The sequence below is a fragment of the Rheinheimera sp. WS51 genome, assembly GCF_050936095.1.
Classification (GTDB): Bacteria; Pseudomonadota; Gammaproteobacteria; order Enterobacterales; family Alteromonadaceae; genus Alishewanella.
The window spans coordinates 73,759-89,381 of record NZ_JBOTRC010000005.1 but is presented as its reverse complement, the minus strand read 5'-3'; the positions used below and the strand labels follow the sequence as shown (position 1 = coordinate 89,381).

Below are 15,623 nucleotides of genomic sequence, written 5' to 3'. Positions count from 1 at the left end.
AAAGAGATCTGCTATGGTTAATCAACGGCCGTATTCAACCCGCCTTTATCGAACTAAAAGGCGGGTTAAACTATTAGCGGCTTTTATGCTTTTATGCACTTTGCTTGTTTTTATCGGCTTGCTTGTATCACCTAAGCCAGATTTGTATCGTAATTATCAGCAAGCCAGCGCGTATTTTGATGCAAAAGGTAACTTATTAAGTTTACGCTTAGCGGAAGATCAGCGTTATCGTTTGCGTATTTCCTTAGCTGAAATTGCTCCTAGATTACAACAAGCGACGTTATTGTATGAAGATCGTAACTTTTATCAGCATTACGGCCTAGACGTTAGCGCCGTAGTGAGGGCGATATGGCAAAGCGTTATTCAAGGTGGCCGTCGTCAAGGCGCCTCAACCATCAGCATGCAATTAGCGCGATTGCGCTTTAAATTAAAATCCAATACGTGGTTAGGTAAATTCCAACAAATAGCTTATGCACTGTATTTAGAGCGGCACTTTACTAAAGATGAGCTACTAGAAGCTTACTTTAATTACGCCCCTTATGCCGGAAATGTGGAAGGTGTAGCTGCGGCTAGTTTAATTTATTTTGGTAAAGAAGCTAAGTATTTAAGTTTACCCGAATCGATTGCCTTAGCTGTGATGCCGCAGAATCCTAGCCAACGTAACCCTGAAACTCAAAGTGGCAGACAGCATTTAGAGCAAGCTAGACAACGCTTATCAGCAATTTGGTTAGAGCAAAAAAGTATAAATCTGGCGTCGGTTAAAAGCCTGCTTAATATGCCGCTACACTATAAAAAACGCAGCGAACTGCCTTATTATGCGCCTCACTTTATTAATTATTTAGCCGCGACCACTGGAACTAAGGGGCGCTTATATACCAGTTTAGCGCTCAGTACTCAGCAAAAAATATCGCGTTTAGTAACCAGTTATTTACAGCAAAAACAAACTAAGGGCTTAAACAACGCCAGTGTTTTATTAATAAAACGCAGTAGTTTACAAGTTGTCTCGTGGATAGGCTCTGCGGACTTTTATAATGAAGCTATTCAAGGTCAGGTAGATGGTGTAACCGCGCTACGCTCACCAGGCTCTGCTTTAAAGCCCTTTATTTATGGGTTAGCAATGGAGCAGGGAATTATTCATCCACATTCTTTATTAATAGATTTGCCAAGACGCTATGGCAGCTTTAATCCTGAGAATTTTGATCAGCAATTTGCAGGTCCTATTGATGCGACAACGGCACTGGTTAATAGCCGTAATTTACCGGCTGTGCATTTACAATCCCAACTACAGCACCCCAATTTTTATCAATGGCTAAAACAAGGTGGTGTTAATTTGCCTCAGCCAGCAGATTATTATGGTTTAGCTTTAGCCTTAGGCGGTATGGAAATTAGCATGCAGCAATTGGTGCAGCTTTATGCTGCGCTAGGTAATAAAGGGCAGTGGGCGAATCTAACTTGGCAAGCGCAAGCTGCTGAACAAGCCAATCCAGCTCAACAGCTATTATCTGCAGAAGCTGCTTTTTTAACCCTAGATATGCTGCGCCAACACGCTAGACCGCAATCGGTTTTATTATCAAAATTAATTGCAACGACTGATGTTGCTTGGAAAACGGGCACCTCCTATGCGTTTAGAGATGCTTGGGCTGTTGGCTTAAGCGGTGATTATGTGCTGGCGGTATGGCTTGGCAACTTTAATGGTGAAAGTAATCCAAACCTAATTGGTCGCTCGGCGGCAGGGCCGCTGTTTTTTCAGATCCTTAATTTACTTAATGTGTCTACGCAAGATAATACTGACTTATTTACAGCAGCAGCCGAGCTAAACCTGCGCCAAGTAGCCTTGTGTCAACGCAGTGGTGACCTGCCTAATAAGTATTGCCCGCAAACCGAACAAGGCTGGTTTATCCCTGGGGTGTCACCGATAAAGCTATCTAATGTGCACAGAGCTGTACCTATTTATTTAGATACGGGCAAACGGGCTTGTTATCACCAGCCTGGTAAAACTACATTAGAGGTGTATGAATTCTGGCCATCAGATATTGGCCAAAGCTTTATTAATGCAGGCATTATTTTGCGCCAACCCCCTGCGTATCAGCATAATTGTAGTCAGATGACTACCTTAATTCATACCATGCCACAGATCCGCTCGCCACAAGCAAATTTAGTGTATCAGCTAGGCCAAAACCCAGAGCAGCGAAAAATTGCCCTACAAGCCAGTTTTGATGGTGATGTAAGCCAGGCTCATTGGTTTGTTAATAATCGTTATTTGGCGAGTGTTAAGCCAGAAGAAACCTTCTTTTGGTCAGCCGATGCTGGGCGCTATCTGTTACGTGTAGTGGATGATTTAGGCGGTGTTGATAGTCGAATAATTCAGCTCGCTGAGTAGGCTTTTTTAGTGTTTGAGTTTTTAGTGCTAGTTTTATACTTGTTTTCTTAAGTTGGCGTTGTTTGTTTTAATGATTTTAAGCCTTGTTTTTAACTAGTTAAATAGGTGGCATTATGCTTTTGCAGTCGGAAAAGAGTTTAGTATTGTTAATTGATATGCAACAAAAATTAGCCCCCGCAATTGATCAAACAAAAACAGTAGAGCAAGCAGCGGCTTGGGTGTTACAAGTTGCCTTGCAGCTTGATGTGCCTGTGTGGGGCACTGAGCAGTATCCCAAAGGTTTAGGTTCTACTTTAGCCTCAATTGCAGAGTTAATACCTGAGCCGCAAATGTTGCATAAAATGCATTTCAGTGCACTTAAAGAGCCGCATATTGCTAAGGCGATTGCGGCAACTGAACGCAAGCAAATTGTGGTTATGGGTACTGAGGCTCATGTTTGTGTATTGCAAACGGTGCTGGATTTGTTGGCTGATAATTATCAAGTTTATGTAGTGACAGAAGCGGTAGGCTCTCGTACTGCGGAAAATAAACAGTTAGCGCTTAATCGAATGCAGCAACAAGGTGCCCAGATTATTAGTAAAGAGATGGTAGCTTTTGAATGGTTAAAATGCAGTGGTACCGATAGCTTTCGGCATATAAGTAAAGGCTGGATTGTTTAACTTTACTTAAAAGCTTACGGGTACCACTTACTATGTGCTTATTCTAATACCAACTGATGCACTTGCCAGTCGCCATCAGGTGCAACTAAGGGCTGGATCTCGCTAAGTGCTTGGCGCATAGTGTCGGCTAAGGTGTAGGGTGGGTTTATAACTAACATACCACTACCGGTCATACCAAAGCCCTGACTGTCGCTTATTGGGCATAATTCAATACGTAATTGGTTCTTAATTCCCGTAGCGACAAGCTCGGCAATAAAGGCTTCTACTGTACTGCGCTCAATTACCGGATACCAAATGGCATAAGTTGCTTGTGGGAAGCGTTGGTAGGCCAACTGTAAGCCGGCTACTAGATCTTCATATTCATGCTTTAATTCATAAGGTGGATCAATCAAAACTAAACCACGTTTATGAAGCGGCGGTAACATGGCTTTAAAACCGGCCCAAGCATCTTGTTTTTCAATACGTGTATAACGGCGACGATGAAATTGGCTGGCGAGTATTGGAAAGTCGGTTGGGTGCAGTTCTGTGGCTTGGATGCTATCGCTTGGCCGCAGCATAAGTTCAGCTATTTTTGGTGAGCCTGGGTAAAAACTTAAATCATTATCGCTATTTAAGCTTTTTACAACTTGAAGATAACTTTGCACAGCAGGGCTGATGGGCTGATGATGCCATAATTTGCCTATACCCGTTTCATATTCAGCCGTTTTTAATGCTTGTTCAGAGTCTAGGCTATATAAGCCTGCACCAGCATGGCTATCGTGATAACAAAAGGGTTTATTTTTTTTTAGTAGGTAATCAATAATAGCAACTTGTACTAGATGTTTAATCACATCAGCGTGATTCCCTGCATGGTAACTATGACGATAACTGAGCATAATTAAGATCTGTATTTATAAAAAATGAATTTAAAGGCGACAGCTTACTGGCAAGAGGCAAAATTACAAGTATTGTTGTTACACAGCTGGTAAAATTAGCGACAATGGTATTGTCATTTGATGATTATAGTAGGAAGAACATGTCTGAGCATCGCAGTAAACCGAATAAAACTCGTCGTCCAGCAGCAAGGGCTGCAAAAAATCCACTGCAAAAGCCTTGGATGCAACCTAAGGCTAAGCGGGCGGCTTCAGCACAGGTTAAACCAGCAAAACAGAGCCAGCATGAAACTAAAGTTTATGGTGAAAATGCTTGTCGGGTGTTATTTCAGCAACGGCCTGAGAGTATAATTCGTTTATATTTAAACTCTGAGCAAGTTGCTAAATTCGCCGATGTTATGAAGTTTATGGCTAAGCAGAAAAAAGCGTATCATATTGTTGAAGATCATGAATTGGAGAAAATTGCGGCTAGCGCGCATCACGGTGGCATAGTGTTATTGGTGAAACGTAAGCCAAGCCAAGAGCTCGCGAGTTATTTGCAACAACAAACAGCTAAATCTGACTGTTTGCTCGCTTTAGATGGAGTAGGCAACCCGCATAATTTAGGCGCCATTAGCCGTAGCTGTGCTCATTTTGGTGTTAGCGGCATAATAATGCAGCAACCTGAGTTATTGCAGTCAGGGGCGGCTTTAAGAACGGCAGAAGGTGGTGGTGAATTTATAGCAGGGTTGTCTTGCGATAGTTTGGCATTAAGCCTACAACTATGTAAGCAAGCAGGTTATACCTTAGTGACAACCTCGAGCCATAATGGTGTATCACTTTATAAGACGCCTTTGCCAGAAAAGGTAGTGGTGGTTTTTGGTGAAGAAATGTTTGGGGTTTCAAAAAGTGTTGCTAAAACGGCTGATGTAGCTGTGCAAATACCGGGTAGCGGCAATGTGGAATCGTTAAATGTCAGTGTTGCTGCAAGTTTAATTATTGGCGAATGGTATCGGCAACAACAAAAGTAACTTATTATTTTTTAACTAAATTATCTTCTTTCCAAGTGTTTAGACTAAGGTTTAGCTCGTCTTAGTCTCTTTTTTATACTTATCGGCTATTTATAACTTTTTTATCACTAATTAATCCCTTCGTTTGACCCGCTTAAACTGGCAATAGACTACTTAGTGTCTAGGCTGTTATTAATGCTTTTTGGCTAAAGATTAATTGGACAAAGGTTGATTGTTAAGCCATTAGCGTTGATGTCGGCGGAAACCGAAAAGCCTAAACAGAGTAGGTGTATAAAACACGGAGAGATAATTATGCCGAATCTTGTGCAGGAACTTAATAGTTTAGATTTTAGTGTTTATATAGGCGGGCCATTACAAGCTGCTGTGCAAGCGCAGCATGCTGCCTCTATGTCACAAGTAAGCTTTATTCAGGAAGTTGGTTTTGAAGACGATGGTTCCGGCGGTAAAGCGCTACGTTATGTTGATTTTGACTTTGCGAAATCAACACCTAATCCGCACTTTGGTAAAACGGCGGATCAGCTAGCAGATGAAGGTTTACCTTCAGATACAGATGTTGCCACGCAATTTAACTCTACCGATGTATCCATTAAAGTTCCGTTTCTTACCATGCTTACTATTCCCGCGTTACGAATTGAAGAAATCAGCATTGATTTTAATGCCAAGCTAACTTCCACTGAAACGTCTAATGTTTCGAGTGAGTTTGCAGCAAGTGCAGAGTTAGGGATTAACTATAAAATTGTTAACTTTAAAGCTTCTGCATCCTATAAACGCTCATCGGCGCGGGGGGTGAGTGTTGAAAAAACCTATAACCTTGGAGTCAAAGTTACCGCGTTAAATGATGAAATTCCACCAGGATTAGATCGTATTCTAACCATGCTAGAAGACAGCATTGTAAGTGCCTAATAAAATGGACGTTAACGTGCTGGCTGTAATGCGGCCAGCCTTTTTAGGGAAGTAATTTATGGCAAAGTTAAATGAGTATATTGGCGGAATTATTAGCAGTATTACTAATGCAAGAGTTATGGCTGATATTCAAACTGTGAAAGTGGCCGAAGAGTACGCTAAGCACGATTTACTCAAGCATTTTGCAGTACCTCGTATGCGGGTGTCTGATGTAGAGCTAACCATACCAGTAGCGATGGATACCTTATCTGAAAAAATGGAAACTGAATTTCAGCCAATAGATAATACTAAATTTAATAGTCTAGTGTATCGGGAATTAACTAATGGGTTAGGGCGTACCAGCTTACCCGTAGAAGCGTCTAAGGATCTACGCTCTCAGATCGCGCGTTACTCGCAAACTTTAGAGCAATCATTACGAATTAATCAAAACTTGTCTTCAGTTAAAGAATTTAGCCATCAAACGGTAGACTATTTATTTCATTTGGCTGAAAAGCATAATTTAATTAAGAAATCACCTAAATTTAATCCTGAGCAGATGATGGAACGTTTGATTAAGGTAGCAGAGCAAGAAATTAAGGTGGTAAGCCAAAAGAATGTGCTGGAAAACCTTAATGTGATTGCTGAGTCGCATAAATTACGTGAAGAAAAGCCTGAGAGTCTAATCTATATAAAATTAAAGATTACCGAAGATGGCATGGAATGGCAGCAATCTGAAAATGCTCATGGTGACATTAGTCGTAATCTATTACCGGAATAAGGTTTTATGCAAAAATCTACAGTGCATCTAGTAGCACAACTAAAGCAGCTACTGCTAAGTTACCCTGCTATGGTTGCTTTGTTTGAAGTGAAGCAGCCAACAGCATTAACTGAGCTAATGTCATGGTTAAACCGCGCAGAAGAGCTATTGAGTAGTTATGGCTTAGTCAGTGCAGCTGAATTAGCTGGATACCGCAGTAAGCTGCTATTGCCAGTCTATCATGACGATTATCGAGGAAGTTTGCGCAAGCAGCAGCTAAAGCAAGCTGTAGAGATGTTATATCCTGTGCAGTCATGCTTACAACAAGCGCTGTTGCCGTTTGAACAAAAATTAGAACAAAGCCGCGAATTAGCTCGACATTTATTAAGCATCATCGCGCAAAGCAAAGCAGTGCATTATGATGGCTCTGGCCAGTTAGATGGCCTTGTAATGCAGCTTTGGTTGTTAATAGGTCAGCATGATCAGTTAAAGTCAGGTGCGGTACAATTGCGCACTTGGTTGTCACAACAAGACATCCTTTTATTGTTGGCTGAAGAAATTAACTTAGCTGATTTTCAGGCTTAGCCTGATATTTAGAGGGCTTGTTACAATACTATATAGCTTGCTTAGCAGTAAGTAACCTATAAAGACTTAGATATAGCTGTATAAGCAAGCTATAGGCTATTTAATCAAAGGTGTAATTACTTATTAGATGCTTATAGCAAACTAAATTGTTGCTTTAGTAAAACAGCTTGTCGACGACTTACGTCAACCTGTTGGCCATCCTCTAACACAGCCAATAAACTCCCCTCAGCCATAGCAGGCTCAATATGGCTAATTGCTGCTATACGGACAATATCTGCACGACTGGCTTTAAAGAAAAACTGTGGATCGAGCTTCTTTTCTATTTTTGCCAATGAGCTATGTATAAAGCTTTTACCATAAGGTGTATATACTGCCGCGTGGTTGCCTATGCTTTCAAAGCGGTTAATTTCATTTAGCTTTACAACTCGTTGTTTTTCACCAAATTTGAGTAAAATACCATGCTGCTCTGCTAAGTAGTGCGGACAAGCGCTCTGGTCAGTTGGTCGTAGTTTTTGGATTGCTTTAGCCAGCCGCTCTGATGTTATTGGCTTTAATAAATAATCAACAGCGTTAAGCTCAAAGGCGTCTAGTGCGAAGCTATTAAAAGCTGTACAAAAAATAAACTGAGTCTGGGCTGGAATATGGACGGCGAGTTGTAGTCCAGTTAATCCTGGCATTTGAATATCAAGAAACACTAAGTCAATTTGGTTATCAGCTAGGCATTGCAAGGCTTCTTCACCGGTTTGGGCTTCTGCAATAATCTGACATTGTGGATGGACTTTTAATAGCCGTTTTAATTCGCTTCGGGCTAATCGTTCATCATCAACCAGTAAACATTTATACATATTCAAACTCGATCCTAGCGCTAAAGTGGTTGTAATTATGCTGAAGCAATAGCCGGGCTTTAGAAGCATACATAAGTTGCAAACGTTGGCGCAAGTTAGCTAAGCCAGTATTAGTGCCAGCCTGTGTTGTGGCACTTAAAGTGGTATTTGTAACTGATAAATACCAGCCTTGCTTGGTTTTAGCGCAGTTGATTATCAGCTGCCCTGGTGCGCTATTAGGCGCTATGCCATGTTTAATCGCATTTTCTACTAGTGTAAGTAAGCTAAGAGTAGGCAATTGTTGCTGCAGCAGCTCTGGTGCAAGGCTTATCTGAAGCTGCAAGCGCTGCTCTAGCCGCACTTGTTCTATGGCAAGATATTGCTCGGTTAATTGCCATTCTTGTTCCAAACTAGACTCTGGTTGTAAATGGGCCTGTAAATGGAAACGAAAAAGCTCAGATAACCGCGTGACTGTGTCTGCGGCTTTATCTTGATCTTCAAAAATTAAAGCTCTAATACTGTTGAAAGCATTAAATAAAAAATGAGGGCTAAGCTGATTAGTAAGCTGTTGTAGTTGTGCTTGCTGCATTTGTTGCTGCATAAGACGCTTTGCTTGCCAGTTGTGCCATAAAACGTAGGCGAAAGTCCAAACCAGATACATACCAGCAAACATCATGCTATAGCTTAGCAATATAAAACTGGTTGTGAATGTCATTTGAAAGGCGGAGTCTTTAGCAGGATCGTTAACGGTAAGTAGGCTCATATCTGTACTTTTTAGTAGCTCAAGCTGGCTTAATAGATAGCTTAATATTGCCTGTAGAGTAGCTGCAAACAATAATAGTAAAGCAAAGCAGAGTAAGGATTTAAAATTGAATCCATGCCGCTGTAACTGTTTAAGCTGCGGTCTTAATAAGATATGGCTAAGTAGGATAAAACTGGCTGCATCAACTATATACTTAGCTACAAAGGTTATGAGCAACCCAGTTTGTCCTGCATTAACAAAAGGGATGGTATAGCCCATAAAGTAAAGTAAATAGACCAATAAGGTTGCCAGTTGCGCCCATAGATAGGCGCGACTGCACTGGCTAAGAGCAATTTGCTGTTGTAGTTGACGTAATCTTGTCATAGTAAGTTGAGTAAGCTTTGCTTAATTGCAGCCGGAATAAACACAGTTTACCTTCTATTATGTTGGTTGGTCAGTAGATTTTTTCTGCTTACCAGTGAAAGCCCAAACAATTAAGGCAAACCAAGCAATCCAAGAAAAACCAGCCGGTATATTGGCAATAAATATTTTGCCTATATTTGCTCGGTTACGAAAACTAGCAATAATAGTAGGGATAAAGTAAATAACCAATAATAATGGAATAAAGCCAATCCAAAATAATGGGTTTACTTGGTTTAATTGATGTAAAAATTCAGTTTGTTCAAACATAATATTGTCCTGTTATTGGTTGGTAACATAACAAGCATATATCTAGAAAATGGTAGACTGGGACAAATAGTGATTAACGGTTAAAAACGGTGATAAAAGGGCAAAACCGGCCTTAAAGCCGGTGGCTTTGGTTTATTCTGTGGGGTTAGTTTGGCCTATATAGAGAAAACGAGGCAATAGTTCGCCGGCAATTTCTACATTTTCACAAAACATAGTAAGGGGTCTAGCCCAAAGTGTGGCTTTACCATATAAAGGCCGGTAAATAACTAGCCATTCTTCGGTTTCGCTGTGTTTAGCACAGTCGATTACTTGGTAATAGCCCCCTTTGTAATGCTGATAATAACCTGGCTCAATGGGGGCTTTGTTGTTCATACCAACTCTCAAAAATTATTTTTGCCGATAAGCTATCGACTTTATCCTTAGTTAAATTGCGATAGCCACCCTCAGAAAACAATTGGCTGCGCGCTTCTGTTGTAGTTAGACGTTCGTCATGTAGGCTAACAGGCAAACCAAAGCGACCATGTAATCGGTTTGCGAACTTACGACAACGCGCTGTAAAAGGCTGCTCAGTGCCGTCCATATTCAAGGGTAAACCAATTAATAACAAATCGGGTTGCCATTCCTTGATGACTTGCTCTAATTTAACCCAGTCTGGTGTGCCGTCTTGCGCTTTTAAAGCACTGAGTAACGCTGCTGTTCCCGTGAGCTCTTGTCCTACTGCCACACCAATACTTTTGGTGCCGTAATCAAAACATAAAATGGTTCGTGCATTCATTAAGCATGACCTGCTTCATTAGTGAGTTGCCAAGGTTGAATGCCTATTTTAGCAGTAGCAGATTGCCATTTTTCAGCATGGCTTAAATCAAAGATAATACTAGGATCCGCGGGGATCACTAACCATGCATTATCGGCCATTTCTTGTTCTAATTGGCCTTCTGCCCAACCGGCAAAACCTAAAGCTAAAATAAACTTCTCAGGGGCTTTATCGGTAGTTAAGTCTATTAAAATATCTTTTGATGTTGTTACCATTAAGTTGTCTGTTAAATTCATGCTGCTGCTATAGCCTTCTTTTGCAGTATGCAGCACAAAGCCGCGATCATGTTGCACTGGGCCACCGGCACAAACATAAGCGTTAGCAGCAGGACTTTCACTATCAAATTCAATATCTAATTGTTTAAGTAAGTCTGCTACTTTAACGTCTAATGGATGATTAATTACAATGCCCATAGCACCTTGGTCATTGTGCTCACAAATATAGGTTACGCTACGTTTAAAACGTGGATCGTCCATTGATGGCATGGCGATCAGAAAATGGTTCTGATAATTCTGCATACGCACCTCTTATTTATATTGTGTAATTCAAGCGCTTGTTTTATGCCAAGAGCTGTTCAATTTCATCAAATAACATGCCTGTAATACTCACTGGATAGGCGGCTTCAATTTCTCTAATACAGGTAGGGCTTGTTACGTTGATTTCAGTTAACTTATTACCAATGACATCTAAACCGACAAATATTAAGCCTTTTTCTTTTAATGTGGGGGCAATAGCATTGGCAATTTCCCAATCAGATTCTGATAAAGGTCTTGCTTCACCACGACCGCCAGCTGCTAAGTTACCGCGAGTTTCGCCGCTGGCAGGAATGCGTGCTAAACAGTATGGCACGGGTTTGCCGTTAACCACTAATATTCGCTTATCACCTTGGCTAATTTCTGGAATAAACTTTTGCGCCATGGCATACCGCTTGCCATGTTCAGTTAGTGTTTCAATAATAACGCTAACATTGGCATCATTAGGTTTTAAGCGAAATATTGAAGCACCACCCATACCATCTAATGGCTTTAAAATGACATCTTGCTCAGCTTGGTAAAATGCTTTTAATCTATTCGCATCACTGGTAACTAAGGTTTTAGGCGTAAACTGGCTAAACCAGCTGGTATAGAGCTTTTCGTTGGCATCACGTAAGCTTTGCGGTTTATTAACAATTAAACAGCCAGCATCTTCAGCGCGTTGTAATATATAGGTGCTATATAAAAATTCAGAATCAAATGGCGGATCTTTACGCATTAAAATAACATCAAGCTCACCTAGAGCAATGTCTTGGCAGCTGCCAAATTGAAACCAATCAGCTGGATCTTCTTTTATACTTAGTAACTTAGTGCTGGCACGGGCTTCTCCTGCTAACAAATACAAGTCGGTCATTTCCATATAATGTAGTTCATAGCCACGCGCTTGGGCTTGTAATAGCATGGCAAAGCTGGAGTCTTTTTTAATATTAATATTGCTAATTGGGTCCATAACGATACCCAGTTTGATGGTTTTGCTCATGTCTTTTCCTTATGCTAGGTCGCCAAATTGCAGCTGCAAGGCGCTAATAGTAACTAATGCAGCTGTTTCGGTGCGTAAAATGCGTGGCCCTAATAAAATGCTCTTAAAGTCAGCTTGGGTGGTTAGGGCTATTTCTTCATCAGTAAAGCCGCCTTCTGGGCCTATAACTAAACGTATATCTTTTACGGCTGCTAAGGTCTTAATGGTGTCTTTAGCTCTAGGATGCAAGGTTAATTTTAATTCTTGTGTGTCTTGTGCTAGCCAGCTAGTTAATGAAACGGCAGGATGAACAATAGGCACTATGCTGCGGCCACTTTGCTCACAAGCTGAGATAACTATTTTTTGCCACTGTTGGGTGCGCTTTAGTAAACGTTCTCCTTCTAGTTTTACGCCACAGCGCTCTGTAAATAAAGGAGTAATTTCTGCTACACCCAATTCAACAGCCTTTTGGATAGCGAAATCCATTCTATCGCCACGAGAAATGGCTTGGCCTAGATGAATGTTTAATGACGACTCAACTGGATTCTCTAGTTGTTTTTGTGCAATAACGTTAACCCGTTTTTTATCCGCCGCTGTTATTGTGGCAGGGTAGTTAAATCCATCACCATTAAATAGAATGAGTTCACTATCAATGGGCATGCGTAATACACGACCAACATGATTAGCCGCTTCATCGTCTAAATTAAAAGACTGATTCAGGGGGATACTAGAGCTGTGATAAATACGAGGAATGCGCATAGTTTTACTTCGTTATAATAAATAGCTAAATAGTAGCAGGCAAGGTCCTACAGTGGTAGATAAAATAAGCCCTGCAATAGCAGGGCTTATTTTATAACTTAATGTAAAAGTATAAAAATACTTATACCATTATGGCGTAACAGGGTAAGTGTAGCTAGAGCCAATACCTAGCGGAATATCTAAGGCCCAAAAGCCAAGTAGGAATGCTGTCCATAACACTAACATGGCAATAGAGAAAGGTAGCATTAAGGCGATTAAAGTACCTATACCGCTGGCTTTAACGTACTTTTGACAGAAAACTACAATTAAAGGGAAGTAAGGCAACAACGGCGTAATAATATTAGTAGATGAATCACCCACACGATAAGCGGCTTGGGTTAAATCTGGTGATACGCCAAGTTCCATAAGCATAGGCACCATAATGGCCCCAATTAACGCCCATTTTGCAGAGGCTGAGCCAACAAGCAAATTAATAAAACCCGATAAAAATACGATGCCTACTAAAGTGAAGCCCATAGGTAATGCCATTTGTTGTAAGGTATTAGCACCTTTAATAGCAACTAAAGCACCTAGGTTTGATTGACCAAAAGCATAAATAAACTGAGCACAGAAGAAAGCCATTACGATGTAATAACCCATGCCGCTCATTGCTTTGCTCATCCCTTGAATAATATCGCGGTGATTATTCGCTGTTCCGGCTACATAACCATACACGACACCTGGAATTAAGAAGAATACAAAGATAATACCCACAATAGATTGCATTAATGGCGCTGAAGAGTCGGTTAAAAGGCCATTTACCGGTGAGCGCCAAGCTGAAGTTTCAGGCATAGCTGAAACAACAAGTAAAACACCACTTAATACCATTGCAAAAGTAGCCCAGCGCAAACCTTTTCTTTCGTTAGCCTGTAATGGATCCATAGTAGGTAATTCTTCAGGATCACCGTCTACTTGAGTTGCTTTTAATCTAGGCTCAATAAATTTATCGGTTAATATCCAACCGATAGCAACAATTAATACAGTGGATGCTGTGGTGAAAAAGTAGTTATTTAGCGGGTTAATGACTAAGTTGGCTGCTGCAGGATCAGCAGATAAATGTGCTGATGCTTGGGTTAAGCCAGATAATAATGGGTCAAGGCTTGATGGTAAAAAGAAGGTAGCTGAAAAGCCGCCTGATACACCGGCAAAAGCGGCAGCAATACCAGCAAGTGGGTGACGACCCGCGGCATAGAAGATAACCGCACCAAGAGGAATAACTAAAACATAACCAGCATCAACGGCAATGTGACTTAAAATACCTACGGCAACTAAAACCGGCGTTAATAGGACTTTAGGCGTAACTGACAAAATTGAGCGCAAGCCTGCATTGATATAACCGGTATATTCTGCAACACCTAAGCCTAACATGGCCACTAAAACAACACCTAAAGGAGGGAAGCCAACAAAGGTTTTTACCATATTAGCCATAAAGTCAGTAAGTGAACTGGCAGCTAATAAATTATTGATAACAATAGCTTCGCCTGTACGAGGGTTGACCTCGCTAAAACTGACACCTGATAGCGCCCATGATGCAACCCAAACCGCAACCATTAATAATGCGAATAACATAGCGGGATCGGGGAGTTTATTGCCAACAACTTCAATGGTGTTTAGCGCTCGGTTAAGCCAGCCAGTTTTCTTAGCTGTTTCGGCTTGTTGCGACATAACTGTTCCTTTTCTTGTTTTAATTATAATTAGTAGCTAATGCTGTGGTATCTAGCGTCAGCAGTAATTTGGCCAATATCATACACAAAAGTGTGGAAAGTTTAATAACTAGTTTTATAATTGCTTGATAAAATTAAGCGTAATTAAGCAAAAAGAGAGCTAAGCTCTCTTTTTTAGTCTATTTAGCTTTATAAAAAGCAGTATTACTAAGCAAGTTGCTATTTAGCATATTGGCGCAGTATTTCAGCTTTATCAGTTTGCTCCCAAGGGAACTCATCACGACCAAAGTGACCATAAGCTGCTGTTGGTAAGTAAATTGGACGTTCTAACTGCAACATTTCGATTAAACCATAAGGACGTAAATCGAAATATTGACGGACTAATTTAATTAACTCATCTTCAGTTAATTTGCTAGTGCCAAAGGTTTCAATGCTAATTGAGGTAGGCTCAGCTACACCTATGGCATAAGATACTTGTAACTCACAGCGCTTAGCTAAGCCAGCAGCAACAATGTTCTTGGCAACATAGCGTGCAGCATATGCCGCTGAGCGGTCTACTTTTGACGGATCTTTACCTGAGAAAGCACCACCACCGTGACGCGCCATGCCGCCATAGGTATCTACAATGATTTTTCTACCCGTTAAACCACAATCACCCATAGGGCCACCAATAACAAAACGGCCAGTTGGATTGATAAAGTATTTAGTTTTGTCGGTTAACCATTCAGTAGGTAATACTGGTTTAATAATCTCTTCCATCACCGCTTCACGCAAATCAGCGGTGCTAATGCTATCGCAGTGTTGAGTTGATAAAACAACCGCATCTATACCAATTGGCTTGCCATCTTCATAAATAAAGCTTAATTGAGATTTAGCATCAGGACGTAACCAAGCTAAGGTGCCGTCTTTGCGTAATTGAGCTTGACGCTGAACTAAGCGATGCGAATACGTGACAGGTGCTGGCATTAAAACGTCAGTTTCGTCACTGGCATAGCCAAACATTAAACCTTGATCGCCTGCACCTTGCTCGGCAGGAGAGGCACGGTCAACACCTTGGTTAATATCCGGTGATTGCTTACCGATGGCATTTAATACAGCGCAAGAGTCTGCATCAAAGCCCATATCTGAATGGGTATAGCCAATATTACGCACAGTTTTACGAGTCAGTTCTTCAATATCAACCCAAGCTGATGTTGTTACTTCGCCGCCAACTAATACCATGCCGGTTTTAACAAAGGTTTCGCAAGCAACACGCGCTTTGGGATCCTGCTCAAGAATAGCGTCCAGTACGGCGTCTGAAATCTGATCAGCAATTTTATCCGGGTGACCTTCAGATACTGATTCAGAAGTAAATATATGTTGTGCCATCTGTTTTGTTCCAATAGTAATACAGTTTAAATTCAGCGCTGCGATGTTGCATGCATGAACCGAAAAAATAGGCAGGCATTTTAATAA

The 15,623-nt window shown here is 41.0% G+C and carries 17 protein-coding genes; 6 read left to right on the top strand and 11 right to left on the bottom strand.

The window, feature by feature from the left end; translation table 11 throughout:
* Positions 1 to 13: 13 nt before the first annotated feature.
* Positions 14 to 2,380: a penicillin-binding protein 1C gene (gene pbpC / locus ACRCA4_RS08365; protein ID WP_433186837.1), complete on the top strand. Its 2,367-nt coding sequence runs from the start codon at positions 14 to 16 to the stop codon at positions 2,378 to 2,380.
* 113 nt (positions 2,381 to 2,493) lie between these two features.
* Positions 2,494 to 3,039, top strand: a complete 546-nt coding sequence (locus tag ACRCA4_RS08360; RefSeq protein ID WP_433186834.1) for a hydrolase — start codon at positions 2,494 to 2,496, stop codon at positions 3,037 to 3,039.
* A gap of 38 nt (positions 3,040 to 3,077) precedes the next feature.
* Here ACRCA4_RS08360 and ACRCA4_RS08355 read toward each other — a convergent pair whose 3' ends face one another.
* Positions 3,078 to 3,914: a 23S rRNA (adenine(2030)-N(6))-methyltransferase RlmJ gene (locus ACRCA4_RS08355; protein WP_433186831.1), complete on the bottom strand. Its 837-nt coding sequence runs from the start codon at positions 3,912 to 3,914 to the stop codon at positions 3,078 to 3,080.
* Between the two features lie 140 nt (positions 3,915 to 4,054).
* Here ACRCA4_RS08355 and ACRCA4_RS08350 point away from each other — a divergent pair, with 140 nt between their 5' ends.
* The 4 genes from ACRCA4_RS08350 to ACRCA4_RS08335 all read left to right on the top strand — a co-directional run bounded on the left by ACRCA4_RS08350 (position 4,055) and on the right by ACRCA4_RS08335 (position 7,145).
* Positions 4,055 to 4,921: a tRNA/rRNA methyltransferase gene (locus ACRCA4_RS08350; protein ID WP_433186828.1), complete on the top strand. Its 867-nt coding sequence runs from the start codon at positions 4,055 to 4,057 to the stop codon at positions 4,919 to 4,921.
* Positions 4,922 to 5,212: 291 nt separating this feature from the next.
* Complete coding sequence (locus ACRCA4_RS08345; RefSeq protein WP_433186825.1) at positions 5,213 to 5,824, top strand: DUF2589 domain-containing protein; 612 nt, start codon at positions 5,213 to 5,215, stop codon at positions 5,822 to 5,824.
* Positions 5,825 to 5,882: 58 nt separating this feature from the next.
* Positions 5,883 to 6,581, top strand: coding sequence for a hypothetical protein (locus ACRCA4_RS08340; protein ID WP_433186822.1), 699 nt, complete (start codon positions 5,883 to 5,885; stop codon positions 6,579 to 6,581).
* A 6-nt stretch (positions 6,582 to 6,587) separates the two neighbouring features.
* Positions 6,588 to 7,145, top strand: a complete 558-nt coding sequence (locus tag ACRCA4_RS08335; protein WP_433186819.1) for a hypothetical protein — start codon at positions 6,588 to 6,590, stop codon at positions 7,143 to 7,145.
* 131 nt (positions 7,146 to 7,276) lie between these two features.
* Here the strand turns inward: ACRCA4_RS08335 and ACRCA4_RS08330 are convergent, their stop codons facing one another.
* The 10 genes from ACRCA4_RS08330 to metK all read right to left on the bottom strand — a co-directional run bounded on the left by ACRCA4_RS08330 (position 7,277) and on the right by metK (position 15,536).
* Positions 7,277 to 7,990: a LytR/AlgR family response regulator transcription factor gene (locus tag ACRCA4_RS08330; protein WP_433187032.1), complete on the bottom strand. Its 714-nt coding sequence runs from the start codon at positions 7,988 to 7,990 to the stop codon at positions 7,277 to 7,279.
* Positions 7,983 to 9,095, bottom strand: a complete 1,113-nt coding sequence (locus ACRCA4_RS08325) for a sensor histidine kinase (RefSeq protein WP_433186816.1) — start codon at positions 9,093 to 9,095, stop codon at positions 7,983 to 7,985. Before ACRCA4_RS08325 ends, ACRCA4_RS08330 begins: the two co-directional genes overlap by 8 nt.
* A gap of 57 nt (positions 9,096 to 9,152) precedes the next feature.
* The gene (locus tag ACRCA4_RS08320) at positions 9,153 to 9,401 is read right to left on the bottom strand and encodes a superinfection immunity protein (RefSeq protein ID WP_433186813.1); all 249 of its coding nucleotides are present in this window, start codon (positions 9,399 to 9,401) and stop codon (positions 9,153 to 9,155) included.
* A gap of 132 nt (positions 9,402 to 9,533) precedes the next feature.
* The gene (locus ACRCA4_RS08315; protein ID WP_433186810.1) at positions 9,534 to 9,773 is read right to left on the bottom strand and encodes a DUF1653 domain-containing protein; all 240 of its coding nucleotides are present in this window, start codon (positions 9,771 to 9,773) and stop codon (positions 9,534 to 9,536) included.
* Positions 9,751 to 10,176 (bottom strand): Holliday junction resolvase RuvX, encoded by a 426-nt coding sequence (ruvX, locus tag ACRCA4_RS08310; protein WP_433186807.1) that lies wholly within the window; start codon positions 10,174 to 10,176, stop codon positions 9,751 to 9,753. The genes ACRCA4_RS08315 and ruvX overlap by 23 nt, the downstream gene beginning before the upstream one ends.
* The gene (locus ACRCA4_RS08305; RefSeq protein WP_433186805.1) at positions 10,176 to 10,733 is read right to left on the bottom strand and encodes a YqgE/AlgH family protein; all 558 of its coding nucleotides are present in this window, start codon (positions 10,731 to 10,733) and stop codon (positions 10,176 to 10,178) included. The genes ruvX and ACRCA4_RS08305 overlap by 1 nt, the downstream gene beginning before the upstream one ends.
* Before the next feature lie 40 nt (positions 10,734 to 10,773).
* Entirely contained in the window at positions 10,774 to 11,727 is a 954-nt protein-coding gene (gene gshB / locus ACRCA4_RS08300) for a glutathione synthase (protein ID WP_433186802.1), read from the bottom strand.
* Between the two features lie 9 nt (positions 11,728 to 11,736).
* A complete protein-coding gene (rsmE, locus tag ACRCA4_RS08295; RefSeq protein ID WP_433186800.1) occupies positions 11,737 to 12,465 on the bottom strand; it encodes a 16S rRNA (uracil(1498)-N(3))-methyltransferase in 729 nt (242 codons plus the stop codon).
* Between the two features lie 129 nt (positions 12,466 to 12,594).
* Positions 12,595 to 14,169 carry an AbgT family transporter gene (locus tag ACRCA4_RS08290; RefSeq protein WP_433186797.1) on the bottom strand — a complete coding sequence of 525 codons (1,575 nt, stop codon included), beginning with the start codon at positions 14,167 to 14,169 and terminating at the stop codon, positions 12,595 to 12,597.
* Between the two features lie 218 nt (positions 14,170 to 14,387).
* Complete coding sequence (gene metK / locus ACRCA4_RS08285; protein ID WP_433186794.1) at positions 14,388 to 15,536, bottom strand: methionine adenosyltransferase; 1,149 nt, start codon at positions 15,534 to 15,536, stop codon at positions 14,388 to 14,390.
* Positions 15,537 to 15,623: the final 87 nt, after the last annotated feature.